At 57.2% G+C, this 14,185-nt stretch carries 11 protein-coding genes; 7 read left to right on the top strand and 4 right to left on the bottom strand.

The window, feature by feature from the left end:
• Positions 1-18: 18 nt before the first annotated feature.
• The 3 genes from AC2FHW_RS05045 to ntrX all read left to right on the top strand — a co-directional run bounded on the left by AC2FHW_RS05045 (position 19) and on the right by ntrX (position 5,180).
• Positions 19-1,386, top strand: coding sequence for a response regulator (locus AC2FHW_RS05045; RefSeq protein WP_282021919.1), 1,368 nt, complete (start codon positions 19-21; stop codon positions 1,384-1,386).
• 99 nt (positions 1,387-1,485) lie between these two features.
• Positions 1,486-3,774 (top strand): sensor histidine kinase NtrY-like, encoded by a 2,289-nt coding sequence (locus AC2FHW_RS05050; RefSeq protein ID WP_271947352.1) that lies wholly within the window; start codon positions 1,486-1,488, stop codon positions 3,772-3,774.
• Positions 3,771-5,180, top strand: a complete 1,410-nt coding sequence (gene ntrX / locus AC2FHW_RS05055) for a nitrogen assimilation response regulator NtrX (RefSeq protein WP_142633520.1) — start codon at positions 3,771-3,773, stop codon at positions 5,178-5,180. Before AC2FHW_RS05050 ends, ntrX begins: the two co-directional genes overlap by 4 nt.
• 11 nt (positions 5,181-5,191) lie before the next feature.
• On the opposite strand, the gene AC2FHW_RS05060 is transcribed toward ntrX, so the two are convergent.
• Positions 5,192-5,671 carry a hypothetical protein gene (locus AC2FHW_RS05060; RefSeq protein WP_142633522.1) on the bottom strand — a complete coding sequence of 160 codons (480 nt, stop codon included), beginning with the start codon at positions 5,669-5,671 and terminating at the stop codon, positions 5,192-5,194.
• A 96-nt stretch (positions 5,672-5,767) separates the two neighbouring features.
• Between AC2FHW_RS05060 and trkA the strand changes: the two genes are divergently transcribed.
• The 4 genes from trkA to hflX all read left to right on the top strand — a co-directional run bounded on the left by trkA (position 5,768) and on the right by hflX (position 10,319).
• Entirely contained in the window at positions 5,768-7,144 is a 1,377-nt protein-coding gene (gene trkA, locus AC2FHW_RS05065) for a Trk system potassium transporter TrkA (RefSeq protein ID WP_142633524.1), read from the top strand.
• Entirely contained in the window at positions 7,144-8,682 is a 1,539-nt protein-coding gene (locus AC2FHW_RS05070; protein WP_142633526.1) for a TrkH family potassium uptake protein, read from the top strand. Before trkA ends, AC2FHW_RS05070 begins: the two co-directional genes overlap by 1 nt.
• A gap of 126 nt (positions 8,683-8,808) precedes the next feature.
• A complete protein-coding gene (gene hfq, locus AC2FHW_RS05075) occupies positions 8,809-9,048 on the top strand; it encodes an RNA chaperone Hfq (RefSeq protein ID WP_010440340.1) in 240 nt (79 codons plus the stop codon).
• The gene (gene hflX / locus AC2FHW_RS05080; RefSeq protein WP_496675852.1) at positions 9,048-10,319 is read left to right on the top strand and encodes a GTPase HflX; all 1,272 of its coding nucleotides are present in this window, start codon (positions 9,048-9,050) and stop codon (positions 10,317-10,319) included. The genes hfq and hflX overlap by 1 nt, the downstream gene beginning before the upstream one ends.
• A gap of 52 nt (positions 10,320-10,371) precedes the next feature.
• Here hflX and AC2FHW_RS05085 read toward each other — a convergent pair whose 3' ends face one another.
• The 3 genes from AC2FHW_RS05085 to AC2FHW_RS05095 form a co-directional block, all read right to left on the bottom strand.
• Positions 10,372-10,764 (bottom strand): SgcJ/EcaC family oxidoreductase, encoded by a 393-nt coding sequence (locus AC2FHW_RS05085; protein ID WP_496691158.1) that lies wholly within the window; start codon positions 10,762-10,764, stop codon positions 10,372-10,374.
• Positions 10,765-10,870: 106 nt separating this feature from the next.
• The gene (locus AC2FHW_RS05090; protein WP_496821516.1) at positions 10,871-13,333 is read right to left on the bottom strand and encodes a penicillin acylase family protein; all 2,463 of its coding nucleotides are present in this window, start codon (positions 13,331-13,333) and stop codon (positions 10,871-10,873) included.
• A gap of 173 nt (positions 13,334-13,506) precedes the next feature.
• Complete coding sequence (locus AC2FHW_RS05095; RefSeq protein WP_142633534.1) at positions 13,507-14,082, bottom strand: lipid-binding SYLF domain-containing protein; 576 nt, start codon at positions 14,080-14,082, stop codon at positions 13,507-13,509.
• Between the last annotated feature and the right edge of the window lie 103 nt (positions 14,083-14,185).

A 14,185-nucleotide genomic window follows, 5' to 3' on the forward strand; every position in this document is an offset into this window, starting at 1 on the left:
GAATAAGGAAAGCACCTGATGGATGGAACAGTACTGGTTGCAGATGACGACCGCACAATTCGGACCGTTCTGACACAGGCCCTGACACGCGCTGGGTGTAAGGTGCATGCAACCTCGTCGTTGACCACTTTGATGCGTTGGGTGGCCGAGGGCAAAGGCGACGTGGTCATATCCGATGTAGTTATGCCGGATGGCAATGGGCTCGAGATGTTGCCAAAAATCGCACAGGACCGACCGGGATTACCGGTCATCGTGATTTCGGCGCAAAACACGATCATGACGGCCATCCAGGCAGCCGAGGCGGAAGCTTATGACTATCTGCCGAAACCCTTCGACCTGCCGGATTTGATGAAGCGTACCGCGCGCGCGCTGGAACAGAAACAGCGCACGCCGTCAGATGCCGGTAACACGTCCCAAGAGCGTCCGGAAGAGCTGCCTCTGGTGGGGCGGACACCAGTGATGCAGGCGCTGTATCGCTTGGTGGCGCGGGTGATGAATACCGATCTGTCGGTCATGATTTCGGGCGAGAGTGGAACGGGCAAGTCGTTGATCGCCAAAGCGATACATGATTTTTCCGATCGCAGGACGCTGCCATTTGTAACGGCCACTGCCGCCGACCTGCTGGATCTTGAAGGCCCGGCGCGCGTCATGGCACGGGTGCGGGGCGGTACGCTGCTTATCGACGAGATCGCGGATATTGATGACGAACTACAGGCGCGTCTCGTTCGGATGATGGACACTCCAGGCGATCATGTTCCTCGGTTCATGGCTACGAGCCAATCGGACCTGACCGAAGCCATGGAGAACGGGCGCGTCCGGCAAGACCTGTATTATCGCCTTTGCGGTGCGACAGTGCATGTTCCGGCCCTTCGCGAAAGGGTCGATGATATCACCTTGCTTGCCGATCATTTTCTGGCGCGTGAAGAACGCGAACATGGCGCGAAACGCTGGTTCAGTCCGGATGCGGTCGAGCTGGTACGGCGCTATTCCTGGCCCGGAAATGTACGGCAGCTTGAAAATGCGGTCCGTCGTTTGAGCCTGACCAGCCGCGCCGATGAAATCTCCAAAACCGAGGTCGAGTCGGTGCTGGGCAGCCAACCCGAAGCCGAGCCGGTGCTAGGCAATGGAGAACGCGAAAAGCTCTCGGCTTCGGTCGAACGCCACCTGCGCCGCTATTTCGATCTACATGGAAATATGTTGCCACCTCCGGGTCTGTATCAGCGTATTTTGCGTGAGGTTGAGGCGCCTTTGATTGAACTGGCCCTGGATGCGACCGGGGGAAATCAGGCAAAATGTGCTGATCTTCTAGGGATTAACCGGAATACGCTGCGCAAAAAGATAACAGAGCTCGATATTCAGGTGACACGGCGGCGCAAACTGATGTAATATCGCCACACAAAGCGTGGCATCCGGGTTTCGACCGGGCAACGACCACGACATATGGCGGTAAGTCGCGCAAGCGGCACATCAGGATGAGGGCAGACGGTGGCAACCCGAGCACAGAGCGGGCTGATTTTATCAGTCAATCGGTGGCGAAAATCCCGAAGGCTGCGCAATTTTGGAACTTTGGGTCTGGTTTTGCTGGGCCCGGTGCTGGCTTTGACCACTTATCTGGTCATTGGTCCATTCGATCTGGGGGCAACCGCGCCCTCATTGCGCCTGATCCTGCTTGCGGATCTGGTCTATGTTCTCGTGGTTGCGGCGCTGGTTCTGGGTCAGGTAGGCAACCTGATCGCAGCACGCCGGGCCAAATCCGCGGGGTCCCGTTTGCACCTGCGACTGATCGGAGCCTTCACACTGTTGGCTCTGGTGCCGACTGTCACGGTTGCAATCTTTGCCGGTCTGACGGTGAATATTGGTCTTGAGGGCTGGTTTTCCGACCGCGTAAGGCAGGTTGTCGGATCCTCGCTTACTGCTGCGGAAGCTTATGAACAGGAACACCGAGAGGGCCTGACGCAGGACGCCGTCGTATTAGCGCTTTTTCTGGACAATGCCCGGACGCGTGATTTCTATATTTCCGATGCTGAACTGCGAGAGGTTCTGGCGCAAGGGCAGGCGCAAATCCAGCGCGGTCTGCGTGAGGCCTATGTCATTGATGGAAATGGTGAAATCCGATCCCGGGGGGATCGCTCTTATCTGTTCAACTTCGAAAAGCCGACCTCTGAACAGATGGCCCAAGCGACTGAGAATGAATTGCTGATCATTGCCGATTGGCAAAACAGTGAATTCAGGGCGCTTGTGCCTTTGAAGGCTTATCTTGATCGGTATCTCTATGTCAGCCGGGAAGTGGACGGGCAGTTGCTGACGCTGCTGGACGATACCAAGGAAACAGTTCAGTTCTATCAACAGCTTGAAAGTGAACGCGGACGGGTATTGTTTGAATTCGGCCTGCTTTATCTGGGTTTTGCCGTGATCCTGATCCTGGCCGCAGTGTCGCTGGGAATGTGGTTCGCCGAGCGTCTCTCGCGCCCGGTTGGACGCCTGACCACCGCTGCGCAGCGTGTCGGGGCAGGCGATCTGGGCGTTCAGGTTATCGAAGAAGCCACCGATGACGAAATTGCGATGCTGGGCCGTTATTTCAATCAGATGACCCGACAGTTGAAAGGGCAGCGCGATACTCTTTTGGAGAACACACGGCAGATCGAACGCCGGCGTCGGCTGTTCGACTCGGTTCTGACCTCGGTCACATCCGGTGTTGTTGGTGTCGACCCCGATGGTTGCGTGACGTTTGTGAATCGATCCGCCGAACGCCTGTTGGATTGGTCCCGTGGAGAGGAACATCTTGCCATTGGCATTGCGGTGCCCGAATTCATGCCTTTGTTCGAAAGCCTCAAGGACAGCGGGCAAGAGGCTGTGCAGGGTGAAATCAAAGTCACGCGAAAAGGCCATTTGGAAAACCTGTTGGTCCGCATGGCGATCCGCCGCGGCGAAGATGGCGGGCTTGAAGGATATGTGGTTGCCTTTGACGACGTGACCGATCTGGTCAGTGCACAACGAATGGCAGCCTGGGGTGATGTGGCGCGCCGCATCGCGCATGAGATCAAGAACCCCTTGACCCCGATCCAGCTGAGCGCCGAGCGGATCAAACGAAAGTTTTCGTCCAAACTGGATGAGGATGATTGCGATATCCTTGTATCCATGACCGATGTGATCGTTCGCCAGACGAATGACCTGCGGCGGATCGTGGATGAATTCTCAAAGTTTGCGCGCATGCCGGAACCGGATCGGCACGAAGAAAATCTGGTGGGGTTGGTGCGCGAGGCTGTTCTGTTGCAGCAAGCCGGTCAGCCGGATGTCGAAATCGAAGCGATGCTTCCAGATCAGCCGATTTCAGGTGATGTAGACGCAACAATGCTGAATCAGGCGCTGACCAACCTGATCAAGAATGCAGGCGAAGCGATTGAAACGCTGAAACAAAAAGGGGCACCTGAGAACCTCAAGCCTCAGATCAAGGTTACTGTGATCGGCGACGATGCGGGCACAGTAATTACCATTGCCGACAACGGTATCGGCTTGCCGGAAGATCGTGCGCGGCTGTTTGAGCCTTACGTGACCACACGCGACGAGGGCACCGGGTTGGGGCTGCCGATCGTCAAAAAGATTATCGAAGAACATGGCGGGGTGCTGACACTTGAGGACGCCCCCGTATTTGACGGACAGGACCATTTTGGCGCAATGGCCGTGATCCGTTTGCCCGGGAGCAATACTTCCTCAAATTCAGCGCCGAAAAAGCAGGCAATTGATACAAACAAACTGAAAGCAGGCCAAAGATGAGCGACATTCTGATTGTAGATGACGAGCGTGATATTCGCGAGCTTGTGTCCGATATTCTCGAGGACGAAGGCTATTCCACCCGGCTGGCTGGCAACTCGGACGAGTGTATGGCAGCCATCAATTCCGAACCCCCGGGGCTTTTGATCCTGGATATCTGGCTGAAAGACAGCCGGATGGACGGGATTGATATTCTGAAGACTGTAAAGCGCGACAACCCAGACATTCCGGTGGTGATCATTTCGGGCCACGGGAATATCGAAATCGCTGTCGCTGCGATCAAGCAGGGGGCGTATGACTTTATCGAAAAGCCCTTTAACATCGACCAGCTGATGGTTGTGATCCGCCGCGCGATGGAAACCTCGCGCCTGCGCCGCGAAAACGCCTCGCTAAAGCGGAAAGAGGTCACAAGCTCGGATATGATCGGCAAATCGGCCTCGTTCCGGGCAATGCAGAGCCAACTGGACAAGGTAACCAAGTCCAACGGGCGTGTGATGCTGACAGGCCCTGCCGGTTCAGGCAAGGAAATCGCCGCGCGCTATATCCATGCAGAATCGAACCGGGCAAATGCGCCTTTTGTGACCGTGAACTGCGCCGGGATCGAGCCGGAGCGCGTTGAAGAGGTTCTGTTTGGCCGTGAAACCACCGAACGCGGGGTTGAGGCAGGCCTGTTGGAAGAGGCCCATGGTGGCGTCGTCTACTTTGACGAAGTGGCAGATATGCCCATGGGAACCCAGTCAAAAATCCTGCGGGTTCTGGTTGATCAACAGTTTCAACGGGTTGGAGGTACCGACAAGGTTCGGGTCGACCTGCGGGTGATCTCTTCGACCAATCGTGACCTTGATGCAGAAATCGCCGCTGATCGTTTTCGGGAAGAGCTTTACCATCGTCTGAATGTTGTGCCTATTTCGGTGCCTTCGCTAGAAGACCGGCGCGAGGATATTCCGGTTCTTGCCGAGTTTTTTATTGAAATGTGCAATGAATCCCAAGGCCTGCCGGTGCGCGAGATTTCAGACGAAGCTGTCGCGTTGCTGCAGACCATGACCTGGCCGGGCAATGTGCGTCAGCTTAAGAACCTGATCGAACGGGTGCTCATTCTGGGTGACGGTACGGGCCCGATCGAAGCGCGTGAGCTGCCAAACGAAGAAGAAAAAGCCGATGAATCGGGACGCGTCGTTCTGTCCGGGGCATTGGCGACCCTGCCGTTGCGCGAAGCTCGCGAGGCGTTCGAGCGTGAATATCTGCTGACCCAGATCAACCGGTTCGGGGGCAATATTAGCCGCACTGCCAGCTTTGTCGGCATGGAACGCAGCGCGCTTCATCGTAAGCTTAAATCTCTGGGCGTTGTGACCTCGAACAAATCGGGGGCGCGAGTTGCACAACTGGACGAGGCTGAACCGGCGGAGTGATCCGCCGGCCTTTACCCTGCCTGACCTGGGGTAATTATCTGAAACGTTCCGTTGTCGAATTTGACGAAACATGAATCGGTGCTGAGCGGTGGCAGCTGTGTTGTTGGGACCGCAGCAACACGCGACTTTACGCCCTGCTTGCAAGGCGGAAGGCTGACCGGGCGATAGCCTTTCTGCGCCATGCATTGTGCTTCCAGCTTGTTGCGCAGCCCTTTGTTCACATCGACCGTATAGATCTGACCGGGCTGCCACCAGCCTCCGGTGCGATGACACCTTCCCCGACCATCGCAGTAGGTGCGACCTGGCCAATAGGTTGGTGCCCCTTGTCGCACCTGATTGGCAACGGGGGCGTCTTTGAGGGACTGAACCTGACATCCGGTCGTTTCCGACTGCATTTGCGAAACTGTCTCGCCCTCTTGATAATACAGGGAAAGCGGCCCACACGCAGTTAGCAACAGAGTCAAAGAAATCGTGAGAGCTATTGTTTTCATACGCTTACCTTGCCTCAGCTTTGCTTGTGTTACAAACTAATTGACCGTCTGGGGGGCATCTGTCATTCAAAGATTTCAGGCAGAAGGGCCAATAGCATGAAGGTCATCATTTGCGGTGCGGGTCAGGTTGGCTGGCAGATTGCACGGCATCTTTCGGGCGAGTTGAACGACGTTACTGTGGTTGACAACAATCCTGATCTGGTGCGACGGGCGACCGAAACCTTGGATGTTCAGGGGATTGCGGGATTTGCAAGCTATCCGGATGTTCTGAACCGAGCGGGCGCGCGCGATGCGGATATGATTATTGCTGCCACCCATTCGGACGAGGTGAACATGGTCACCTGTCAGATGGCACATTCGGTTTTCTCCATTCAGCGCAAAATCGCCCGGCTTCGGTCGAAATCCTATCTCGAGGCGATTCATTCGGATCTGTATCGCCGCGATCACCTGCCGATTGATGTGGTGATCAGCCCCGAGCGCGAGGTTGCCGCCGCGGCGATGCGCCGGTTGTCTGCCCCATCCGCATTTGACACCGAGATGTTCATGGACGGCAAAGCGCAGTTGCTTGGCATACGCATCGCCGAGGATTGCCCGATCGTGAACACGCCATTGCGGCAACTGACCGATCTGTTTTCGACGCTCAGCTCTATCGTGGTGGGTGTCCGGCGCGAGGGTACGCTGTTTGCACCGGAATCCGAGGACCAGCTGTTTGTCGGTGACGAATGCTATGTCTTTAGCAATGTCAAAGACGTGGACCGTACGATGGAGGTTTTCGGCAAGGCGCAAAAACGGCAGGACCGGGTGGTGATTGTCGGCGGCGGCAATGTTGGTCTTGAAGTTGCTCGGACATTGGAAGAACGTGAAAGCCGCGTGCGTGCCAAGATAATTGAACGAGACCGCCACTGTGCGGAAGTGGCAGCCGAAGCGCTTGAGCGAACGATTGTCCTTCACGGTGATGGTCTGGACGCGGCGCTGCTGCGCGAAGCTGGCATCGAACGCGCGGATGCAATGTTGGCCGTCACGGATGATGACCGTGTAAATATGCTGGTTGCCGTGCGTGCCAAGGCCGAAGGCTGTGCTCTGGCGATTGCACTGATCAATGATCCCAGCATGGTTGCCCTGATGGGGCCGCTGGGTATCGACGCCTATATCAACCCCCGCGCCACCACCGTCAGTTCGATTCTGCGCCATATTCGGCACGGACGCGTGCGGCAGGTTTATTCCATCGGCGATGCCGAGGCCGAAGTGATCGAGGCCGAAGTACTTTCAACCTCGCCCATGGCCGGGCAGAGGCTGCGCGACATTGATTTCCCCGAAGGTGTGCTGGTTGGCGCAGTGCGTAAGGGCGATGAGATGTTGCGCCCCACCGGTAGTCTCAGGATTGAAGAAAAGGATGTGGTGGCGATTTTTGCCTTAGCCAAAGACGTGCCCGAGGTGGAACGGCTGATGCAGGTCTCGATCGATTTCTTCTGATGGCGCATGCACGGAAAAAACAGGTTAGCCTCATTCGGCGATTGCCGCTGTTTCTTCTGCTCTGGGGTATTTTTGCCGCCGCTATGTGGATGCCTGCCATATTTGCGCTGGTGCTGGATGATCACGAAACGTCCCGGTCGTTCTTCTATTCCGGGTTGCTGGGGTTGTTCGTGGTCGGGATCATCTCGCTGGCAACATCCAACAGAATGCCGCGCCGAGGGACATTGGGCCAGTTGGCGGTCTTGTTAGGCTGTTTCACCGTATTGCCCTTGTTTCTTGCGATCCCTCTGCATGATGCGTTGGGTAATACGAGCTTTCTGAACGCCTATTTCGACATGGTCAGCGCATTGACCACTACCGGGGCTGATTTGTTTCCTGATCCAGACCGGTTGTCGGCGCCGTTACACCTTTGGCGGGCTCAGGTCGGATGGATGGGCGGGCTTTTGATGTGGATTTCAGCGGCCGCGATCCTCGCGCCGTTGTCGCTGGGCGGGTTCGAGGTGACAGCCCGTGGTCAACCCGGTCGCCCGGTTTCAGGCGTGGCGCAAAGCGAGATGGTAGACCCGCGCGGGCGTCTTATCCGCGTCACGCTGACTTTGACGCCGGTTTATGTCGGGCTGACCGCTGTCATTTGGCTGTTGCTCGTGATCGCAGGAGAGCAGGGCCTGACCGCCATCTGTCATGCGATGTCGACCATGGCCACATCGGGTATCTCACCGGTTGGTGGGCTTGAGGGAGCGCAGGCCGGCGTAACCGGTGAGGCCATCCTGTTTCTGTTCCTGTTCTTCGCTTTGTCGCGGCTTACCTTTTCCTCGGACACAGCTACCTCAGGATATTCGCGGCTGGATAAGGACCCCGAGTTCCGGATCGGGCTCATGATCGTTGCAGGCGTAGCGGCGCTGCTTTTCTTCAGGGTTCTTGCCGGCGTCAGCGAAATTGGCGGCCAGATGGAACCTCTTCAGGCGTTGAGCGTAATTTGGGGCATGATTTTTACGGTCTTGTCATTTCTGACAACCGCGGGGTTCGAAAGTGCGAACTGGGATGATGCCCAGCAAATTTCCGGTCTGGGCACCCCGGGATTGATCCTGATGGGGCTTGCGCTGATCGGCGGTGGAGTTGCAACAACGGCGGGCGGGGTAAAGCTGTTGCGGGTTTTTGCTCTGTACCTTAACGGCGCGCGCGAAATTGACCGTTTGATTTATCCGTCTTCGGTCAGCGGAGTAGGTGGTGGAAACCGCCGCATCCAAAGCGATGGGGCCTTTATCGCTTGGATATTTTTCATGATGTTTGCCCTGACAGCTGCTGTGTTCAATGTGTTGCTTGCTGCCATGGGTACGGGGTTCGAACACGCTATGGTGCTTAGCGTTGCAGCGCTGAGCACGACAGGGCCGTTGATCGAATTGGCAACCGATGTTCCTATCCGATTGATCGACCTTTCGGGCGGTGCCAAGCTGACCATGTGTGCCGCTATGGTGATCGGCAGATTGGAAACGCTGGCGATTATTGCCTTGATCACACCCGCTCTATTGAGGGGTTAAGAAACAATAACCATGCTAGTGACTGATTTTTCATCTGGAATATCGGTTAACGACACTCCATACTCCGCCGGAGGGAGCGCGTTGGTCCGCAGCGCGTAGCAAGAACAATGGCGAGATTATAAGAATATGGCTTCGGACAGACAGAATCTGCAGGACGCGTTCCTGAATAATGTACGGAAAGCAAAAGTCCCGGTCACAATTTTCCTGATCAACGGTGTGAAATTGCAGGGTGTGATCACCTGGTTCGACAACTTCTGCGTATTGTTGCGCCGCGACGGACAGTCGCAGCTGGTCTACAAACACGCGATTTCGACCATCATGCCATCGCAGCCGATCAGCCTGTATGAGGGCGAAGACGCCTCTTGATGGAACATGAAAGGGTGCGCACCCGAGCGTGGGTGCTGCATCCGGAAATCAAATCAGATGAACAGCGCCGCGTTCCAGGACCGGCGCTGGCAGAAGCGGTGGCGCTGGCCGCTGCATTGCCCGACCTTGATGTGATCGGATCCGAAGTTGTGCGCTTACCTCGAGCGCAGGCCGGTTTTCTGTTCGGTAGCGGCAAGATCGAGGAACTGGCCGAACGGTTGCACGAGAACGAAGTCGAGCTGGTTTTGATCGACGGATCGGTTACGCCCGTTCAGCAACGCAATCTTGAAAAGGCGTGGAAGGTCAAGATCCTCGACCGGACCGGGCTGATCCTCGAAATCTTCAGCGACCGTGCGCGCACCCGTGAGGGCGTTTTGCAGGTGGAAATGGCCGCGCTGAGTTACCAGCGGACCCGGCTGGTGCGTGCCTGGACCCACCTGGAACGGCAGCGGGGCGGATTGGGCTTTGTGGGTGGCCCGGGTGAGACCCAGATCGAAGCTGACCGTCGGGCCATTGATGAACAACTGGTGCGCTTGCGTCGTCAGTTGCAGAAGGTGGTCAAGACCCGCACGCTGCATCGCGCCGCGCGGGCCAAGGTGCCATATCCGATTGTGGCGTTGGTAGGTTATACCAACGCGGGCAAATCAACCCTGTTCAACCGCCTGACCGGGGCCGATGTCATGGCCAAGGACATGTTGTTCGCCACCTTGGACCCCACCATGCGTCGGGTCGAACTGCCTGACGGTCCCGAAGTGATCCTGTCGGACACGGTGGGATTCATTTCGAACCTGCCCACCGAATTGGTCGCCTCATTCCGGGCCACGCTGGAGGAAGTGTTGGGCGCTGATATCGTGGTTCATGTGCGCGATATCAGCCACGATGGATCTGAGGCGCAGGCGAAGGATGTCGAAACTATCCTGACTTCACTGGGTATTGACGATACGCGGCCCCGGATTGAGGTCTGGAACAAGATCGACCTGCTGTCCCCGGATGAGCGCGAAGCCGCGATGGCGCGGGCAGAGCGGGATCAGGGGATTTTCGCGATTTCAGCCGTCACCGGCGAAGGGATCGCCCCGCTTTTGGCGGAAATTGCCGTCACGCTACAGGGCGTACGTTCTGAGGCAACGCTGGAACTGGGATTTGCCGAAGGCAACAAGCGCGCGTGGTTGTTCCGCCAGGAGGTCGTGCAGTCCGAAAAGCAGACCGAAGATGGCTTTGTGATCGACGTGCTGTGGACAGAGAAACAAGCTTCGCAATACGCAGCGCTTTGAACCCTGACTGGGGAAGAACTTTCCTATACCCATCGAACAAAGTGGTCCGTGATCAGCCGTCAATCTGGCGCTGAAAATCCTCGGCATCGAACCAACCCAAAGAGTTCTGGACCTGGTTGGTGTCGGTCATTTCCCATTCTTCCCAGCCCCGCGTCACGACGTGATTGCCGGTTTTGGAATGGTGCCCTTCAAGGGTCCAGACAAATATTGCGTGGCTTCCCGCCCAGCGAAACATGTCGCAGCGGACCTCAAGATCGGGGAAATCAGTGTAAAACCCGCGCGCCATTTCCGCCACCGCAGCGCGGCCAATGATCGGTTCTCCACGGTTGATCGTGATCTGTCCGTCGGGCGCATAGAAACTGGCAACGGCCTCGGGGTCGCCCGAGCTCCAGGCGATCGCATAATCTCGCGCGAGATTGTTCAGCTTATCCCGGATACTGGCCATTTGGTCCCCCGCACACAAATCCTAGGCCTATGGATCGTATGCCAAACGCCATTCAGCGTCCACGCGATGGAAAATAAACGGGCGAGGTCTTGCCGAAGCACGGAACTTAGCGGGGGATAAGGGTGGTCACTCCGACGGCGGCTGCATGTGCCAGGTCGAGGTCCAGGGACATCGGGATGTATTCACCCCGACGCCAAAGCTGGGCCTGATCGTCATAGTAGCGCGACAGGAAGTGACCTGACTGGCCCGTAGCCGTGATAAAGACCGAGCTGTCGGGATCCGCAAAATCATATACGCCGCGATAGCCTGCACCGTGCACGTTCTGAAACGGATCGGGGCCTTCGCCCGATGTTCTGCCGCGCAGCAGGGTGTTGTCGCCACCACTGGTGGACTGTCGGATATTCACAAAGAATCGCAACACCGGAACCGATCCCAGAACCGGGTGGTCATGTGTCGCTTGGTGCGCGTCACCCCAGCGTAGAGATTCCAGTGATCCTCCGTATTTTTCGGAAATCCAGATCAGCGCATCGTCCAGCGCCATGCGCGCCATATCGGTGCAGGTCTCTGTCGGCGCGCTCTGACGCACATTACACCAGGCCGAAGCTCCGTCGATGTCGCGATAGACACGTTCGATGAACAGTGGTTCGACATGTTTGTATTCAGCCGCCAGGGGGCCAAGCTCATCTGCGATCAACCGGATTTGCAGCGCCCGAACCCAAGCAGCATAGATCAGGGGTTCTGGCAGGTGTTCATTCATCTCACCATTCCACTCGGCCAAAAGGTTCAGCGCGATCTGGCGCTGGCGTTCCTGGGTACCTTCGGGGGCAGAGGCGCCGGTGTACCACAGATCAGCCCCGATCAGCGGAAGCAGAGAGCGCGCGGTAAAGCTGACCGTGTCCAGCTGTGCCTCGATAAAGCTGTCGCGCGTGTGTACCTCGCGCGATTGCATCAGCCGTTCCCAGCGATGGATGCGCTGCGTATCCCCCCATTCATACGAGACATGTTCGGGAAATGGCCGGTCGATGATCTTGTTGTTTGTGTTGCCCAGAATGCCGCCCGCAGGTGCGACGAATTCGGGGTTGTCAGCATAGGGCAGGCGGCCTTGCCACCGGTTTTCGGCCAGCCAGCCAGGCGTCGGAATACGCCCCCGGCTTTGGTTCTTTGCGGCACGGTGCGGCATTGCACCGATCAGCTTCATGCCGATCGTGTCCTTGTCGACCAATGACAGGTTCTGAGATGGCGCCATGAACAGCTCGGCTGCGGTGATGGCTTGTCGGACAGTGTCCGCATTCATCAGCGCCATTGAGGCTGACATGGAAGTGTCCCGTGCGCTCAGGGCTGTCCAGGACAGCGAGGCGACATGACCCGGCGGCGTGATCGTCCCAAGATCGTAATGGGTGCCCGGCAGAACCGGTCCGTTCTCGGTCCAACGCAGGGTCAGAGTGATTGGGGCTTCGTCTTTGATCTCGATGATCGAAGGGCGGCTGCGAAAGGTCTTGTATCCTTCGGGGGTCAGGTATTCCTCGGGGTTTTCTGGGTTCAACTGCTCGATATGGATGTCCTGATCATCCAGATAGGATGAGGTCAAACCCCAGCCCAGCCGATCACTGCGTCCGGTCATCACCGCCGGGATGCCGGGGATCGTGGCACCGATCACGCCGCCTTTGGCCAGTTCCAGACGGGCCAGATACCAGATACCCGGCGCTGTGAAACCCAAATGCGGGTCATTGGCCAGAAGCGTCCCTCCGCTGGCAGATCTTGTGGGCGCGGCAGACCATGCGTTCGATGCTCCGGCCAATCCGCGCTTTGGAAAGGGCGAGATGGGCGTGTCCGGCATCGACGATCCGGCCGCATATCTGGGCAGGTTAGGAAACAAGGTGGCGTATTCGGGCAGAGCGGCGATTCCCGGCCCGGGAACATCAGGCAGAATATCCGTCAGTCGGGTCTGGTCATCCAGCATAAGCGATGTGCGCGCGCGCAGCACTTCATCCTCAAGATGGCCAGAAAGTTGCAGGCTCATGAGTTTGATGACGGCCAGGCTGTCGCCCGGTTGCCAGGGCGATACAGGCGCATTGAACAAAAACATCTCTGGCGCACCGCGGCCCAATGCGTTTTCGTTAATCTCGGCAAGTCGTGCATTCACCCCGGCGGCATAAGCGCGCAGGGCCTCTTTGGTATAGTCGTCCTGGGCTTGTACCGACCGGTGTGCAAGCCCGTACAGATCAAACCGTCGCAACAGCTTGTCGATATGAACAGTGCGAGCGCCAAAGACTTCGGACAATCGGCCCTGCGCTGTCCGGCGCAGAACGGTCATCTGCCAGAGGCGATCCTGTGCATGGGCATAGCCAAGCCCAAAGAAGACATCCGGGTCTGATGCGCCCAGAATATGGGGAACATTCGCTGTATCCCTGACAACCTCAACCGGCGCAGTCAGGCCATCAACTTTAACGGTCTGATCGTAATCCGGCAGGGATTGACTGGCCAGAAAATACACCAGCATTACAGCCGCCAATGTCAGCAGAACAAGGCCCGAGGCGATACGCACAAGCCAGCGAAAGACAATTCCCATCAGCGGTCACATTTCCGTTCACTCTATGATTGTGTAGACACTAGAGGATGGCTGGACGGATCGAAAGAGGAACCGCATGAGAACATGCGTGTTTACCGCAGTTTGAATGAAAAACCCCGCCTCGGGCCAAAGGCCGAAAGCGGGGTTTCTTGAAGGGGGAGGGTAGTCCGGTATCAGGGAATGATGCGGGTGTATTTCGTGCCTTCGACCGTCGCGCCGAACTTTAGCCCTGCCTGTCCGAAGACCGCCGCCAGAACCGGCGAACGCAGGGTGGTGGTGTCGGTCGACAGAGAGTCGCCCGTCGCATCGACCACGTAGCCGACTTCGGCCCCGGCGGTCCATCCGCTGGAACGGCGGAAATCGTTCAACGCATCCTGTGTCATGAAGAACAGGACATGCGCATATTGCTGGGCACCGATTTGCAGGCCGGCGGTTCCCGAAATTGCGGAATAGTAATCAACTGTCGCGCCCTGAATGCGTAGCGCGCCTGTGCCGTAGGCACCGCCAAAGACGATTAGTCCGGCATCGGTTATCAGAGGCATGACCAGCATGCCGTTGGCCTTGTTCGCGATTTCGAGCGTGTTGGGGTAGGTGGCGTACATCTGGTTCAATGTCGCATCCACACGGGCGTCAATCGTCGCTGCATTGGAACTGCCGACGCCATTGCCGCAAGCGGCGGTCACTGACAGACCGGCCATGCCAAAAGCAAAGCCACGACGGCTTAATCGAGTAGGTTTGGAACTGCTCATGTTTTTTATCTCTGTATAAATGCCTGATTGTCGGGTGCTCCCGATCTTGTCCGCAAGAATACGCCGATTGTCGCCTCGTGTCACGGGAAAGCTGCCCAGTGAC

It is taken from the genome of Ruegeria sp. YTSA108 (assembly GCF_059610185.1).

What these genes read in the sequence shown, in the direction of transcription:
- AC2FHW_RS05045 (WP_282021919.1), top strand. Translation starts at nt 19, where the DNA reads ATGGATGGAACAGTACTGGTTGCAGATGACGACCGCACAATTCGGACC.
- ntrX (WP_142633520.1), top strand. Translation starts at nt 3,771, where the DNA reads ATGAGCGACATTCTGATTGTAGATGACGAGCGTGATATTCGCGAGCTT.
- AC2FHW_RS05060 (WP_142633522.1), bottom strand. Translation starts at nt 5,671, where the DNA reads ATGAAAACAATAGCTCTCACGATTTCTTTGACTCTGTTGCTAACTGCG.
- trkA (WP_142633524.1), top strand. Translation starts at nt 5,768, where the DNA reads ATGAAGGTCATCATTTGCGGTGCGGGTCAGGTTGGCTGGCAGATTGCA.
- AC2FHW_RS05070 (WP_142633526.1), top strand. Translation starts at nt 7,144, where the DNA reads ATGGCGCATGCACGGAAAAAACAGGTTAGCCTCATTCGGCGATTGCCG.
- hfq (WP_010440340.1), top strand. Translation starts at nt 8,809, where the DNA reads ATGGCTTCGGACAGACAGAATCTGCAGGACGCGTTCCTGAATAATGTA.
- hflX (WP_496675852.1), top strand. Translation starts at nt 9,048, where the DNA reads ATGGAACATGAAAGGGTGCGCACCCGAGCGTGGGTGCTGCATCCGGAA.
- AC2FHW_RS05085 (WP_496691158.1), bottom strand. Translation starts at nt 10,764, where the DNA reads ATGGCCAGTATCCGGGATAAGCTGAACAATCTCGCGCGAGATTATGCG.
- AC2FHW_RS05090 (WP_496821516.1), bottom strand. Translation starts at nt 13,333, where the DNA reads ATGGGAATTGTCTTTCGCTGGCTTGTGCGTATCGCCTCGGGCCTTGTT.
- AC2FHW_RS05095 (WP_142633534.1), bottom strand. Translation starts at nt 14,082, where the DNA reads ATGAGCAGTTCCAAACCTACTCGATTAAGCCGTCGTGGCTTTGCTTTT.